Origin of the sequence: Streptomyces hokutonensis (assembly GCF_042751305.1) — a bacterium.
Lineage (GTDB): Bacteria > Actinomycetota > Actinomycetes > Streptomycetales > Streptomycetaceae > Streptomyces > Streptomyces hokutonensis_A.
In genome coordinates this window covers 113,335-126,872 of the sequence record NZ_JBHYWD010000029.1, presented here as the reverse complement: position 1 = coordinate 126,872, position 13,538 = coordinate 113,335, and the positions used below count along the sequence as shown (strand labels likewise).

Genomic DNA, 13,538 nt, shown 5'->3' with positions numbered 1-13,538 from the left:
CGTCTTGAGTCGCTTGGTCACAACAGGCGACTGAGACACACGCCTCTTTGCCCAGGGAAGACTGAGACTGCCCAGGGTTCACTGAGACAGGACAGACGGGCTCCCGTACCTTCTGGCGTCAAGGCTCTTGCCGCTTGCCTGCGTCAATGTGAACCGCAGGGGTCGCGCGGCCTCGCCTGGCTGCCCGGATGCGGTCGATGATGGGCCACACAAGTCCAATAAAGAAGCAGATCGCCCCTATGCCCAGGCCCCACCGAATCAACGGCGGTTGGCCTCCACCCACCGCGCGGACGCCGGCCCAGACCGCTCCGGCCGTGCACCCGAGCCCCTGCGGCCACCATCGATCTTCCTCGGTGTCTGTCATGTCCTCCCCCAGCTTCATGCGTGATGATCGCACCTGCGCTCACCCACCACCCACCCTCGCTTCCATCCCGTCCGCCGTCGACCCACACACCGTGGAGCGGGCGTGGTTCATGGCGTCCAGGTGGAGCGCGCCACTGTACGAACGACCTGGACGCCATGGGCCGCGTCTGCTCGGCTCTGCCTGGGTCGATGGTGGTCGGGATGGAAGCACCCCACGCACACTCCTACGGGCCCGCAGCCGCGTACGGCGCCCCCTCCATCCCGGTGCCGGCTGATCCCCCGCCGGAGGCCTGTTCTGGCCGTGGCTACTGCGTGTCCAGGTCTCTACTCGGGGCCGTAACTTGCTGCGGCCCCAGGGCTTGGCCCCGGCGCCGAAGGCGCAGAGGGGCCGGAGCCCAGGGGCCAGCCCGCGCCTGCGCGGGCACTTGAACCAGTAGAGAAAGTTGTAACTCACTCGGCCGCGTTGGGCTGTTGGGGCTCAGATGGTGTGTTGATGCCGGGCGCTGCTTCGTCGTGGGACTGCTGGTCGCTGGCTCGGAACTCGTCCAGGAGCTCAAAGAACACCTGCATGGCAGGTCTGCCTGCTTGCTCCGCCTCGCGCTCGATCTCCACCGCCCAGCCGAGGGAGGAATGACGCCCCAGGCGTTGCCACAGCCATTCGGAGAAGCGGCCCTGACTGCCGGGGTTCCAGAAGTCGAATGGCTCTGCAATGTTGTGGATGCCCAGGGCGACACGGTAGCCAGTGAGCATCGAGTTCAGGTGTTGCAAGGAACTGCGGCGCACCCACATGCCTGGGCGGAGCCGCACCTCCTCTAGGAAGTCGTGCACATCGGCTAGTTCCTCGATCGGCCTGGGCCTGTGTCGTGTCCCGCCTGCTTCCGTCATGCAAGCACCTTAATAACGATCATCGTCTGCCGAAGTCCCTGCTTGAGGCTTGAAGTCGTACGCGCATGTGGGTAGTTGTGCGGCCTGACGGTGGGCCAGCGGTAGGAAGGTCACTGGGCTTACGGTCCAGGTGATGAGTGTGTGGGCGTGGGTGACGGATACGGTCCAGGGTACGCGGCGTAACAGGGCTCGTCGGGTGTTGACGCGGTGGTCGTAGAGCCGTTCCCATGCCTCCTCGGAGGTGTCCGTGTCGAGTCCTGGTGAGATGGTGCGCAGGATCGTGGAGACCCAGTTGTTCGCCTCGACCTCTGTGTGCGCGTCGTAGGAGCCGAAGAGTGTCGGCGGCCGGCCGCCTTCCAAATGCCGGGTCCAGCACTCGCACCAAAACCCTGGGGCGATCGTCGTGCTCAGCACGGGTGTCCTCCTCGTCGTACGTCGGTGAAGAGTTCCGCGGTGACCGTGTGTCCGCCGTCGCTGTCGTGGACCACGACCCGGTGGGCGATCGCGCTGACCATGCCCAGCCCTCGGCCGTGCTCGGCCTCTTGGTCCTGGTGCTCGGCCTTCGGAGCCGTACCAGCGCCCCCGCCATCCGTCACTGACAGGGCGACCACCTGCGAGGACACCGCCAGTGCCAGATGGAAGCTGCCGGCCTCCCGACCGCTGGCCGTGTGCAGGATCGCGTTCGCACTCAGCTCGCTCACGATCAGTTCCGCGTCCTCGGCCAACGGCGACCCGCGCAGGATGTCCCGCGTCCAGCGCCGCGCCCGGCTGACCTCTTCGGGGAATCCTGGGCAAGTGAGTCCCCAGACCCGCGCAGTGCTCGTATACTCGTGCATACAAGTTCCTTCGTGCTGGTAGGCCGCCATGTGCAGCGGGTTCGGGCTAGACGAGTTTCACGCCGTCGTGGGCGCGGATGGCCGGCGGAGACGCCGCGTCGAGTGCGTCCAGGACGCGGATCGCGTAGGCCTCGTCGGCGAGTTCGGTGACTTCTTCGCGGGTGGCCCAGCGCAGTGCGCGGGTCTCGTCCCCGGTGGTGGGTGTGCCGTCGGCGGCCCGGCAGCGGAAGACCAGGGAGACGATCAGCCCGGTCATGTTCTTGTAGACGCCGGTGAGGGTCGCGGGGAGTGCGATCTTGATGCCGGTTTCTTCGAGGACTTCGCGCTGGAGGGCCTCGGGGAGGGTTTCGTCTCGCTCGACGACGCCACCCGGGGGTTCCCACTTGCCGTTGTCACGGCGCTTGATCAGGAGGGCGCGGCCGTGGTCGTCGACGATGACTCCGGCGACGCTCACGGAGTGCGGACGGTCCATGCTCACGTTCCTCGGCCCTCCCGGCTGGCTAGGCTCTCCACCGTAGCAACAACACTCGCCCACTCGTCTAGATACCTAAAGGAGTACTCACTGTGAGCCCTCTCCGTTCCGGCCTGCTCGGCGATCTCGACCCCACGAGTGATCGTGCGGTCTTCCGGCAGATCGCCGACCAGCTGCGCGAGGCCATCGACCGTGGGCGGTTCAAGGAGGGCGAAAAGCTGCCCTCGGAAGCTGACCTGGTCGAGCACTACGGGGTTTCCCGGATGACCGTCCGCAACTCCTTCTCCGTCCTCCAGGGCGAGGGCCTGGTGCACGCCGAGCACGGCAAGGGCGTCTTCGTCCGGCCCCGGCCACCCGTACGGCGCCTCGCCTCCGACCGCTTCGCCCGCCGCCACCGCGAGCAGGGCAAGTCCGCGTTCATCGTCGAAGCCGACGCCGCCGGCAGTCACCCTCAGGTCGACAGTCTGGAGGTCAAGGAGGAGAAGGCCAGTCAGGACATCTCCACCCGGCTCGGTTCCGTGCGGCGCGTGCTGGCCCGCCGGCGTCGCTATCTGCTGGACGGGAAGCCGGTCGAGTTCGCCACCTCCTACCTGCCCCTCGACATCGCGCGCGGTACGCAGATCGCCGAACCCAACCCGGGCCCCGGCGGCATCTACGCCCGCCTCGAAGAACTCGGCCACCATCTCGACCACTTCGAGGAGGAGATCCGCGCCCGGATGCCCTCGCCCACCGAGGTCAAGACGCTCCGGCTGGCCTCCGGCGTGCCCGTGATCCACCTCATCCGCACCGCGTACGACACCGAAGGGCGCGCCGTGGAGGTCTGCGACACCGTCATGGCGGCGGACGCGTACGTGCTGTCGTACCAGCTCCCGGCGACCTGATCGCATGACGGGCGGTGGTGCGCGGGGGACGCTTCCCGAACTCGTACACCCCAACGTGCATACTCGTATAGACGAGTGGGCAAGTTGTGTGGCAGGGTGGTCCGCACGAACCCGGAGATCGGGCTCACGGATCGCTACATGTATAGACGAGTAGATAGGGAAACTTCCTTGCGTACCATCCGTGTTGAGACCGCCGCCGCGACGATCCTGCTGACCCAGGCCCCGGAGCCGAAGGTCCGCGACCGTCAGACCGGCGAGATCGCCAAGGACGCCGTCAGCGGCGAGGCGCTCATGACGCTCGGCGTCGTCTACATCGAGGAGGGCGAGTCGTCCCTCATCAAGGTCACCGTCCCCGAGGGCGGTGTCTCCGAGGGGCTCGCGCTCGGAGCTCCGGTCTCGCTCCCGGGGCTCGTCGCCCGGCCGTGGGAGAGCGTGTTCAACGGGCAGCAGCGTCACGGCATCGCCTTCCGCGCCGCCGCCGTCACTCCGGCCGTCTTCCCGGTCACGGCCGAGGTCGCCGCCTGATGACCGATCTGACGACGCTCCTGGAGGTGGGTGGTCCCCTCGCCGCACTCGGTGGCGGGGCCGCCTACACCCGGGCCAAGCACCCGGCCGCGTACTGGTCCACGATCGGCCTGCCGATATCCACAACCCGCCTGCTCAGCTCGTACGGCTCGGTCATGGAGGCCTGCGGCCTGACCGTCGCCCCGTCCCGGCTGCGCATCCTCGCCGTCAAGGCCACCACCCGCCGCGAGGTCCGGCCCGTACCGCCCCGCCGGGGCATCATCCGACCCACTACGACCGGCCTGCGGATACGGCTGCGGCTCGCCCCGGGCCAGGAACCCGCCGACGTCGCCGCCTCCGCCGAACGACTGCGCCACGCCTGGGGAGTTCACGCCGTCTACGTCACCACCCTCAAGCCCGGCGTCGTTGAACTCCGCCTCGTCGGCTACGACGTCCTGCGCCGGGTCCGTATGCCCCGCACCCGCAAGCTCCCCTCCGGCCTGCTGAAGGTGCCGGTGGCTCTGCGGGAGGACGCCACCCCGTTCGTACGGGACTACCGCACCGTCCCGCACCAACTCACCCTCGGCGCAACGCTGTCGGGCAAGTCCATGTACCTGCGCCACCTCGTCGCCGGACTTGCCCGCCAGCCGGTCGCCCTGGTCGGCATCGACTGCAAGCGCGGCGTGGAACTGTCCCCCTTCGCTGCCCGACTCTCGGCCCTGGCCACCGACCCCGACCAGGCCGCCGACCTGCTGCCCGCGCTCATCGACGAAATGGAGGACCGCTACGACCTGATCAAGGCCCGGCAGGGCATCGCCCCCAACACCCCCGACGAGGAGATCACCTCAGACATCTGGGGCCTGCCCGAACGCGAACGCCCCGTCCCCATCGTGCTGTTCGTCGACGAGGTGGCAGAACTCTTCCTCGTCGCCACCCGCAAGGACGAGGAACGCCGCGACGAGATGGTCACCCAGCTCATCCGCCTCGCCCAACTCGGCCGCGCCGCCGGCATCTACCTCGAAGTCTGCGGACAGCGCTTCGGCGCCGAACTCGGCAAGGGCGCCACCATGCTCCGCGCCCAGCTCACCGGCCGCGTCTGCCACCGCGTCAACGACGAAGCCTCCGCCAAGATGGCACTCGGCGACATCGCCCCCGAAGCAGTCGGCGCCGCCTGCGCCATCGCCCCCGAACGCCCCGGCCTCGCCGTAGCGGGGGACACCTCCGGCGGCTGGTCCCGCATCCGCACCCCGTACCTGTCCCTCGGCGACGCCGCCGCAATCTGCCGCGACTCTGCGCATCTGGTGCCCGACCTGCCCGCCCTCAAGCGCTTCCAGCCGTCTGCACCCGCGCAACCGGCCAAGGCCCCGGGCCCCAACGTCCAGCCGCGCCCGGCCACCAACTGACCTTCTCCCACCTCGGTTTGGCGTGACCGCCTCGCGCCACGTCCCTACCCCTCCCATGCCCGAACCCGGAAGGAGCCGCATCATGCGCGCCCAACTGGCCCGCGTCGACGCGGTACTCGTCCAAGCCCTCATCGCCGCTGCCCTCTCCTTCGCCCACCTGCACGACATCGCCTCGGCGGCCGGACAGGACGGGTGGAAAGCGTGGGCCTACCCCATCAGCGTCGACCTGCTCCTCGTCGCCGCCTGGCGCCGCCTGCGGACCGGCGACGCGAAGGCCTCCGGCTGGTGCTGGTTCGTCATCGCGCTGACCGCGTCTCTCGGCGCGAACGTCGCGACCGCCGGCCTGCTCGACCTCGGCGACGTTTCCGCCTGGCTGCGCATCCTCGTGGCGGGCTGGCCCGCCGTTGCCTTCCTCGGCGGAACCCTCCTCGCCCACACCACAACGGCCCCAACCACCAACGACGTTGAGACCGTTGACGTCCAGGAGGACGTTCCCGAACCCCCGCGTCAGACGCCCGCGCAACCGGCCATCGAGGCACCACCCAACCGCCCCGCCGTGCCGGTCCCGGCCGCCCTGATCGAGCACGCCCGCAAAGTCGCCGCCGAGCACCACGCCCGCACCGGAACCCCCATCGACACCCCGACCCTCCGCGCCCGCCTTGGCGTCCCCGCGCCCATGGCCGAAGCCATCGCCGCCTACCTCTGAAGTCGGAGTTCTGCGGAAGGTGTTACTTCTTCCGCCGCACTCGCCGAACTCCTGCGTTGGCCAGAAGGAGCAGCACCACAAAGCAGCACATGGTGATCACCGTGGCCCAGGAATCGCCCAGCCACCATCGGCCCCCAGCGCCCGCGAGCCCCAGTATCACCGCGATCCCGCCGAAGGCGATCAGCCCACGTATTCCTCGTGACATGCCGCCTGTCTACACGCCCTCGCACCCCTTAGGCGAGCGATCAACGAAATGGAGATCATCCGTGCCCGCCAACCGCCGTTTCCGCAACGTCATCCGCATCGGCCCCGTCCAGGTCGCCACGTCCTACGACGACCGGGGCCGCGAGAAACACACCGCCGCCTGCACCGCCCCGCGCTGCGGTGCCTCGCACGACTACGACAGCCGGGCCGCCGCCGAGTTGGCGGCCCACACCCACCGCTGCCCCGTCCGCTGAAAGGGAGTTCCACCCCGTGACCGTCAGCCTGCCGCTCGTCGTCGTCCTCGGCTTCTTCGCCTGGGGAGCGGTCAAGTTCCTCGGCGTCCGTACCTGGATCGTCGTACTGATCGCCCTGTTCGGCTTCTGGCTCTCGCACACCTTCCTCGCCCCCGCCATCGAGTCCGGCACGCGCTCCGGCGTGGGTGTCGTAAACGGCTCACATGACTAGACGAGTAGATGAGAAAGGGTTCGCCGTGTTCCTGCCCAAGTACCCCGACAACCCGACCCCGCCGCCCGCCCACACCCACACCCCGAACGACCCGATACCCGTACGGCGCTCGCTCCCGCCGGTCGCCATCGACCGCAACACGGTCCTCGCCCTGGTCGTCGGCGGAGTCGTCCTCACCGCGCTCCTGGCCGCCGTCGCCGTCACGGCCATCTCCGTAGCCATCGCCGCCGTGGTCCTGCGCTCGATGCTCCGCGACCACCGCCGCTGAACCACTCCCGGAACGACCCCTGGCCTCCGGGGCGGCGGCACACGACCAAGCATTTCGCCGCCCCGGGGCCCGTCTCTCCTGACCGAGCCAGCCAGAAGGAGCAAGCCATCTTCACCCGCCCCACCCCGGCCCCACTCCCCGAACTAGCGAACCTGGCCGCACAGGGCACCCTCCCGGGTATCCTCCGCCAACTCTCCGGCCTCGGCGGCTGCACCAACCCCATCCGCCTCGACGGCCACCGCACCGAATACGACCTCGACACCACAACCGGCGAGATCGGCGGCATCCTCCACCACCTCAACTCCTCGACCCTCCCGGCCGGCCAACTCCTCGTCCGCTGCAACAACCGCCGCACCACCCGCTGCGCGGCCTGCTCCGAGGTCTACCGCCGCGACACCTTCCACCTGATCACCTCCGGCCTACGCGGCGGCAAGGGCACCCCCGAACACGTCGCCACCCACCCCCGCGTCTTCGCCACCTTCACCGCCCCCGGCTTCGGCCCAGTCCACAACCGCCGCACCGACGGCCGCCCCTGCCGCTGCGACCTCCACCACGACCAGGACGACGACGTACTCGGCACCCCACTCAACCCGGACACCTACGACTACGAAGCCGCCGTCCTCTGGAACGCACACGCCGGTCCCCTCTGGCGCCGCTTCTCCACCTACCTACGCCGGGAAGTCGCCAAGCGCGCAGGACTCTCCCAACGCCGATTCCGCGACCACGCCCGCGTGTCCTTCGCCAAGGTCGCCGAGTACCAGAAACGCGGAGCCGTCCACTTCCACGCCGTCATCCGCATCGACGGCCCCACCGGCGGCGACACTCCACCCCCGCCCTGGGCCACCGCCGACCTGCTCACCGACGCCATCCGCAGCGCGACCGCCAAGGTCCGCGTTGACGGCCCGACCATCGACGGCCGCACCCACACCTTCACCCTCGGCCGCCAACTCGACGTCCGCACCATCCGATCCGCCGACTTCAACGACGGCCAGGAACTCACCGAACGAGCCGTCGCCGCCTACATCGCCAAGTACGCCACCAAGGGCGCCGAAACAGCGACGGGAGCTCTCGACCGCCCGCTCAAGTTCGCCGCCGAACTCGCCCACCTCGACATCAGCGACCACGCCCGCCGCCTCATCCGAACCGCCTGGATCCTCGGCGCCCGCAAGGACCTCGAACACCTCCGCCTGCGCGCCTGGGCCCACATGCTCGGCTTCCGCGGCCACTTCTCCACCAAATCCCGCCGCTACTCCACCACCCTCGGCGCCCTCCGCGACGCCCGCGCCGAATGGCGCCGCGCCCAAACCGCACCCGCCAACGGCCCCACCACCAACACCACGTACGTACTCGCGCACTGGGTCTTCGCCGGAACCGGCCTCTCGTCCACCGAAGCCTGGCTCGCCGAGACCCTCGAACCCGCCCCCGGAACGGAAGGAGAGCCCACCCGTGGCTGAGCCGCGAGCCTTGACCGCTGTCCCAGAACTCGCCGACCCGTCCTTGGTCCTGCTGACCGTCGAAGAGGCTGCACGGCGACTCCGTATCGGCCGTACAACCTGCTTCAAGCTCGTGCTCGCGGGCGAGATCGAATCGGTCACGGTCGGCCGCCTACGCCGAGTTCCGGCTGAGGCGCTGCCCGCATACGTCACCCAACTCCGCCGCCGTCCCGCTGTAGCAGCCTGAAGGGGGAGACATGGCAGAGACGAAACGCACCCGCCAGCCCAACGGCGCCTCGTCCATCTACCTCGGTAAGGACGGCAAATGGCACGGCCGGGTGACCGTCGGTGTCAAAGACGACGGCAAGCCCGACCGCCGTCACATCGAGCGGAAGACCAAGGCCGAAGTGACCAAGGCCGTCCGCGAGATGGAGCGGGCCCGCGACGACAAGAAGCTGCGGAAGCCGGGCAAGGGATGGACGGTCCAGAGCTGGCTTGAGCACTGGGTCGAGAACATCGCCAAGCCGTACGTCTCCGAGAACACGTATGACGGGTACGAGGTCGACGTGCGCGTTCACCTCGTCCCCTGCCTGGGCGCCCACAAGCTCGACCGCCTGGAGCCGGAGCACCTCGAACGCTTCTACCGAAAGATGCAGGCGTCCGGGAGCTCCGCCGGCACCGCCCACCACGCTCACCGGACGATCCGAGTCGCCCTCGGTGAAGCGGTCCGGCGCGGGCATGTCGTCACCAACGCCGCCGAGATCGCCAAGGCTCCCCGCCTCGAAGAGGAGGACATCGAGCCTTACACGATCGAGGAGGTACAGAGCCTGCTCGTCGAAACGGCCAAGCTCCGCAACAGCGCACGTTGGGTCGTTGCCCTGGCGCTCGGCCTCCGGCAGGGTGAGGCGCTCGGCCTGCACTGGGAAGACGTCGACCTCGCCGCCGGGTACGTCCGCATCCGCAAGAACCGGCTTCGCCCGAAGTACGCGCACGGCTGTGGTGCCAACCCGTGTGGCCGGAAGGCGGGCTACTGCCCCAAGAAGGAGCAGACCCGCCGCGAACACAAGTCCACCAAGTCCCGAGCCGGACGGCGCACCATCGGCCTGCCCGATCCGCTGATCAAGATTCTCCGCCAGCACCAGGAAGCCCAGGAGCGGGAGCGGATCGCGGCCGGTACCGACTGGGCGGGCAAGGGGTACGTCTTCGCCTCGCCGGTTGGCGGTCCGCTGAGCCCCAACACCGACTTCCACACCTGGAAGCGGCTGCTGCGGGATGCCGACGTACGGAACGGCCGTCTCCATGACGCTCGCCACACCGCCGCGACCGTTCTCCTGATCCTCGGGGTCCCTGACGTCGTGATCGACTCGATCATGGGCTGGGAGCCCGGGGGAGCGGCCCGGATGCGCGCTCGCTATATGCATGTGACGGGGACGATGCTCCGCAAGGTCGCGCAGCAAGTCGGAGACGCGCTCTGGGTGCTGCCCGGGACCAACACCGATACCGACACCGGCACCGAAGAAAAAACTAACTGAGACGGAAACTGAGACGGACAACGACGAAGGGCCCCGCTGCGAACAGCGGGGCCCTTCGACATCGTGCCCGGTGAGGCACTGGCGGAGGATACGAGATTCGAACTCGTGAGGGGTTGCCCCCAACACGCTTTCCAACTGTCCGCGCGGCTGTCCGGGAGCGTTCGCAGGGGTTCGCGGGGCAGGTCAGAGGGGGTGCGCGTACGGCGGTGAACAGTGACGGCCGGGGGCGCACTGGACAAAGACCAGGACAAGGAGACGACGACACCGTGGACCCCCGCTGAGCTGGGCGAGATCTGCCATTAACTGTCGTCGTCGGTCGGCGATGGCTGTTGTCGGACGGCCCACAGACGGCCCGGCCGCGAGATTCCGCGCTGCGGAGTGGCCCGCGAATGGATCACCCAACCTTGGAGTGTGTTGCCCGTAGTACGTAAGTCGGGTGAGCCGGTCACGCCGTCGAAAGAAGCGCTCTGACCTGGCGTTGCTCCAGGTGGTTGAAGGGCCCCTCGGTATCCGTCTGAGGGGCTTTTTGCTGTGCTGGTCCCGTACTGACGAGGTCTGTGGGATCTGCCACCTACGCTGCCACCCCTTTGCCGGTCCCTGCCGGTCAATTTAGTGTAGGGTTTGGGTGGCAGGAGCGAGAGGCGTGAGGGGAGGAAGCATGGCCGACGCGACGGTGGAAGATCTGCCCGACTGGCGGGACACGCACGGTGGCGGATTGGTGCTAGGCGCGCTGTGGCTGATGCAGGAAGTAGGCCAGGGGAACGTCTTCACCAAGAGCCAGCTGCGGGCCGCGTTCCCCGACATCGCGCAGATCGATCGACGAGTCCGGGACCTTCGGGACTACGGATGGGTAATCGACACCAGTCGCGAAGATCCCAGCCTTGACCAGGCGGAACAGCGGTTTGTGGAGCCGGGTATCAGTGTCTGGGATCCGGAGGAGCGCAAGAAGAGGAACCGCTTGACTCATGTGAGGCGCTGTCAGGTCTGCGAGGCAGTGGGTGATGGCTTTCATAGGCCCGGCTGCCCCTTGGATCCTCAAGCCGGCAGCAGCGAACACGGAGTTTCAGGGCTGGCGGCTCGCGCATCTTCTCTGCCGCCACGTGAGCGAACCCGCTTGTTGGCTTGGATCACCATGGGTGAGCGTCCCCGCACGGAGGTTGAGGACATCTGGGTCCGATATCAGCAGCTTTCTAGTGCTGATCAACGGCAACTTGCCCGCCATCTCGCACGCCTTCTCGACGAGGACACTCCGGCGGAGGATGTCATGCCCTGACGCCAAATGAATGAATGTTCGAATCGGGCTGGTGTGCACTCAGAGCTGTTAGGAGTGGACGCTAGTATGACTACCGCCTCACCTGAACCATCCTGAAGTCGCCGCTGAGGGCAGCGAGTTCACATGCCAGCGGAGCTCAGTCAACGGGCACCGCACGATGGTGAAGGGAGGTGGTGCGATGAGCTCCGACCCGAATGAGGAGCCCGAGTGGTCCGGCCCTGACAAGTGGCAGGTGATCTTGGGAATTCTTAGTTTGCTGGTTGCGCTCGCCGCACTGGTGGGGCAGTTTGCTCAGCTTGGCTGAGTGCCCACACGAACGCTCGGCCGACGACACCGGACTCTCAGATACAGCGAGCCCGGTCGGCTGATACTCGACCGGGCTCGTAACTGCATGGAGGGTCCGACCTGGTTACAGCCGGGGCGGGCCCTTCTGTGTCTTCAATCTAGGGTTGTTACAGCAACCCTGATTCGACAGGAAGAACTTTACCACCGTTTCCGCCGTCCAAACCGGACAGAGGCGAGTCTCCGCAGGTCAGGGCGGGAGTGTGAAAGTGGCCTTCCCGCACCCCCTCGTGCGGTACGGAGAGCCGTAAGGTCTGTCCTCATCCTTATCAGGTCGATCACGGGGTGTCGGCAACTCGATCGACTTGCGCTGGTTCTCGACTGCTCGTCTGCTGCCGTTCGGCGCCGACCGCTAATGTTCGCGCCTGTTGGTGTCAGGCGTGGGTGTCAGACACCAAGAAGTGACTTGACGGATGGGATCAGACTGCGCGCAAGCGACGAGTAGATGCGACAAAGAGCGTGCTCCGTGCCTCAGACCGTCATGGGGGGCGACGCATCGTGCCCCCTGACCTCTAGCTCGGACGGCAGCATAAAGAGCCGTTTCTCGTCCGGCGTCAAGGGCACCTCAGCAGGGCCCGTCCCGTCTTGAGTGGCTAGCAGGCCGTCGGCGACCCGCTGCAAGAGCTTTGCGGCGACTGCGGCCCTCATTTGCCGCATTTGTTGCTCTTCAGCTTCGCGGTGCTTCCGGCGGACGTCGAGCACGGCGCTTGTCCAGGCGAGGGCTGCAACCGCAACAATGATCAGCACTAGAAGTGTCACGCTCATGATCGTCACCCTCTCGCTACACGGTAGGCGGCTGCTGTGCCAGCCGTGGCCGCCAAGACAAAGCTGCCGATCGCCCAAACGTAGTGTTCGGAGGTCACTGGGTGCCCCTCATTGGAGGTCACAATCCAGTATGCGATACCGCTGATGGCCAGAGAGCCGATGCAGCCTAGGAACAGAAACATCAGGGGGGTAGTCATCTCCTGGCCTGGCATCCAACACAACAGATCGCCGATTCCAGCGGCAATGATCAAGCATCCCGCGATAGTGAACTCTCCGCTGACGAAGGCGCCCTCTGCGGTCTTGTGTTCAGACTTCATGGACAGTGCAGTGGCTACGACGGCTGCGAGCACAACGACGATCACCCATATCAGGCTGCGAGGCACAGCTGTCATCTTCGTGACTGCCATCCAGACCTCCCACGAGATTCGCAGACACTTTCACCATATGTACCTACAGAAAGCGTCGCATCAGGGGAGATTTCTGACCCATCTGCCTCGCAAGGCAGATGCCGACAGCCAAGTAACACCTGTACCACCACCGTCCCCGGCTTCCATCCCGTCCGCCGTCGACCCACACACCGTGGAGCGGGCGTGGTTCATGGCGTCCAGGTGGAGCGCGCCACTGTACGAACGACCTGGACGCCATGGGCCGCGTCTGCTCGGCTCTGCCTGGGTCGATGGTGGACGGGATGGAAGCACCCCACGCGTACCCCTACGGGCCCGCGCCCGGCGACGGTGCCCCCTCCATCCCGGTGTCGGCCGATCCCCCGCCGGAGGCACGCTCTGACCTCCACTATCCCGTCCGGTCACCACGGTCCGCCGGCATCGACGGAGCCTCCAGCCGTCGCGCACCTGCTTTTGGAGTCAAAGCGTCTGTTGGTCTGTGCCGGATCATGCAAGTGGACCTGTGGGCAGTGCCGTCTTCCCCAGGGTCGGGCCTGGTGGTGTGGGTCATGGGTGGGGAATCAGGCTCGGTCCGGTGCATCGGCCCTTGGCGGGATCGGAGTGTGAAGCGTGATCACCCCGGGGCATCGAAGGTGGCGCGGGGCCGGGGCCGGGCCGGCGCGGGCCGAAGGCAGGAGCGAAGGCCCGAGCCCCGAGCCGCGCGCCCGGGCCCCGTGGGGGGGGGGGGGGGGTGGTTAAACCAGCCGGGGGGGGAAGGCACCAGGGGAACCGCCGCCCGCTTGGCGAAGGGCGAAATAACCCC

At 67.5% G+C, this 13,538-nt stretch carries 18 protein-coding genes; 12 read left to right on the top strand and 6 right to left on the bottom strand.

Going from position 1 to position 13,538, the window contains the following annotated elements; translation table 11 throughout:
- Positions 1-813: 813 nt before the first annotated feature.
- From ACFXC1_RS45135 to ACFXC1_RS45120, 4 genes are read right to left on the bottom strand one after another with little or no spacing between them, the layout of a single operon-like run.
- Entirely contained in the window at positions 814-1,248 is a 435-nt protein-coding gene (locus ACFXC1_RS45135; RefSeq protein WP_381254636.1) for a hypothetical protein, read from the bottom strand.
- A 9-nt stretch (positions 1,249-1,257) separates the two neighbouring features.
- Positions 1,258-1,662 carry a hypothetical protein gene (locus tag ACFXC1_RS45130; RefSeq protein ID WP_381254633.1) on the bottom strand — a complete coding sequence of 135 codons (405 nt, stop codon included), beginning with the start codon at positions 1,660-1,662 and terminating at the stop codon, positions 1,258-1,260.
- Positions 1,656-2,084: an ATP-binding protein gene (locus ACFXC1_RS45125; protein ID WP_317771125.1), complete on the bottom strand. Its 429-nt coding sequence runs from the start codon at positions 2,082-2,084 to the stop codon at positions 1,656-1,658. Before ACFXC1_RS45125 ends, ACFXC1_RS45130 begins: the two co-directional genes overlap by 7 nt.
- Positions 2,085-2,130: 46 nt before the next feature.
- Positions 2,131-2,538, bottom strand: coding sequence for an NUDIX hydrolase (locus tag ACFXC1_RS45120; RefSeq protein WP_381254654.1), 408 nt, complete (start codon positions 2,536-2,538; stop codon positions 2,131-2,133).
- Between the two features lie 110 nt (positions 2,539-2,648).
- Between ACFXC1_RS45120 and ACFXC1_RS45115 the strand changes: the two genes are divergently transcribed.
- From ACFXC1_RS45115 to ACFXC1_RS45060, 12 genes are all read left to right on the top strand, one after another.
- Positions 2,649-3,437: a GntR family transcriptional regulator gene (locus tag ACFXC1_RS45115; RefSeq protein WP_200689245.1), complete on the top strand. Its 789-nt coding sequence runs from the start codon at positions 2,649-2,651 to the stop codon at positions 3,435-3,437.
- Between the two features lie 168 nt (positions 3,438-3,605).
- Positions 3,606-3,962, top strand: a complete 357-nt coding sequence (locus tag ACFXC1_RS45110) for an SCO3933 family regulatory protein (RefSeq protein WP_381254629.1) — start codon at positions 3,606-3,608, stop codon at positions 3,960-3,962.
- On the top strand, positions 3,962-5,344 hold the full coding sequence (locus ACFXC1_RS45105; RefSeq protein ID WP_381254626.1) for an FtsK/SpoIIIE domain-containing protein: 1,383 nt from the start codon (positions 3,962-3,964) through the stop codon (positions 5,342-5,344). The genes ACFXC1_RS45110 and ACFXC1_RS45105 overlap by 1 nt, the downstream gene beginning before the upstream one ends.
- Positions 5,345-5,426: 82 nt before the next feature.
- Complete coding sequence (locus ACFXC1_RS45100; protein ID WP_381254623.1) at positions 5,427-6,050, top strand: DUF2637 domain-containing protein; 624 nt, start codon at positions 5,427-5,429, stop codon at positions 6,048-6,050.
- A 266-nt stretch (positions 6,051-6,316) separates the two neighbouring features.
- A complete protein-coding gene (locus tag ACFXC1_RS45095; protein WP_200715646.1) occupies positions 6,317-6,508 on the top strand; it encodes a mobile element transfer protein in 192 nt (63 codons plus the stop codon).
- 16 nt (positions 6,509-6,524) lie between these two features.
- Positions 6,525-6,719, top strand: a complete 195-nt coding sequence (locus tag ACFXC1_RS45090) for a hypothetical protein (protein ID WP_019075277.1) — start codon at positions 6,525-6,527, stop codon at positions 6,717-6,719.
- A gap of 25 nt (positions 6,720-6,744) precedes the next feature.
- Positions 6,745-6,987 (top strand): SpdD protein, encoded by a 243-nt coding sequence (locus ACFXC1_RS45085; protein ID WP_381254651.1) that lies wholly within the window; start codon positions 6,745-6,747, stop codon positions 6,985-6,987.
- Between the two features lie 152 nt (positions 6,988-7,139).
- A complete protein-coding gene (locus ACFXC1_RS45080; RefSeq protein ID WP_381254648.1) occupies positions 7,140-8,441 on the top strand; it encodes a replication initiator in 1,302 nt (433 codons plus the stop codon).
- A complete protein-coding gene (locus tag ACFXC1_RS45075) occupies positions 8,434-8,667 on the top strand; it encodes an excisionase family DNA-binding protein (protein WP_019075273.1) in 234 nt (77 codons plus the stop codon). The genes ACFXC1_RS45080 and ACFXC1_RS45075 overlap by 8 nt, the downstream gene beginning before the upstream one ends.
- 10 nt (positions 8,668-8,677) lie before the next feature.
- Positions 8,678-9,952: a tyrosine-type recombinase/integrase gene (locus ACFXC1_RS45070; RefSeq protein WP_381254619.1), complete on the top strand. Its 1,275-nt coding sequence runs from the start codon at positions 8,678-8,680 to the stop codon at positions 9,950-9,952.
- A 658-nt stretch (positions 9,953-10,610) separates the two neighbouring features.
- Positions 10,611-11,225, top strand: a complete 615-nt coding sequence (locus ACFXC1_RS45065; protein ID WP_381254616.1) for a hypothetical protein — start codon at positions 10,611-10,613, stop codon at positions 11,223-11,225.
- Positions 11,226-11,403: 178 nt separating this feature from the next.
- Positions 11,404-11,529, top strand: a complete 126-nt coding sequence (locus ACFXC1_RS45060) for a hypothetical protein (protein WP_381254613.1) — start codon at positions 11,404-11,406, stop codon at positions 11,527-11,529.
- A 509-nt stretch (positions 11,530-12,038) separates the two neighbouring features.
- Here ACFXC1_RS45060 and ACFXC1_RS45055 read toward each other — a convergent pair.
- Entirely contained in the window at positions 12,039-12,332 is a 294-nt protein-coding gene (locus ACFXC1_RS45055) for a hypothetical protein (protein WP_381254611.1), read from the bottom strand.
- Positions 12,333-12,337: 5 nt separating this feature from the next.
- Positions 12,338-12,739 (bottom strand): hypothetical protein, encoded by a 402-nt coding sequence (locus tag ACFXC1_RS45050; RefSeq protein ID WP_381254608.1) that lies wholly within the window; start codon positions 12,737-12,739, stop codon positions 12,338-12,340.
- Positions 12,740-13,538 lie beyond the last annotated feature (799 nt).

What these genes read in the sequence shown, in the direction of transcription:
- ACFXC1_RS45135 (WP_381254636.1), bottom strand. Translation starts at nt 1,248, where the DNA reads ATGACGGAAGCAGGCGGGACACGACACAGGCCCAGGCCGATCGAGGAA.
- ACFXC1_RS45125 (WP_317771125.1), bottom strand. Translation starts at nt 2,084, where the DNA reads ATGCACGAGTATACGAGCACTGCGCGGGTCTGGGGACTCACTTGCCCA.
- ACFXC1_RS45105 (WP_381254626.1), top strand. Translation starts at nt 3,962, where the DNA reads ATGACCGATCTGACGACGCTCCTGGAGGTGGGTGGTCCCCTCGCCGCA.
- ACFXC1_RS45100 (WP_381254623.1), top strand. Translation starts at nt 5,427, where the DNA reads ATGCGCGCCCAACTGGCCCGCGTCGACGCGGTACTCGTCCAAGCCCTC.
- ACFXC1_RS45070 (WP_381254619.1), top strand. Translation starts at nt 8,678, where the DNA reads ATGGCAGAGACGAAACGCACCCGCCAGCCCAACGGCGCCTCGTCCATC.
- ACFXC1_RS45065 (WP_381254616.1), top strand. Translation starts at nt 10,611, where the DNA reads ATGGCCGACGCGACGGTGGAAGATCTGCCCGACTGGCGGGACACGCAC.
- ACFXC1_RS45060 (WP_381254613.1), top strand. Translation starts at nt 11,404, where the DNA reads ATGAGCTCCGACCCGAATGAGGAGCCCGAGTGGTCCGGCCCTGACAAG.
- ACFXC1_RS45055 (WP_381254611.1), bottom strand. Translation starts at nt 12,332, where the DNA reads ATGAGCGTGACACTTCTAGTGCTGATCATTGTTGCGGTTGCAGCCCTC.
- ACFXC1_RS45050 (WP_381254608.1), bottom strand. Translation starts at nt 12,739, where the DNA reads ATGGCAGTCACGAAGATGACAGCTGTGCCTCGCAGCCTGATATGGGTG.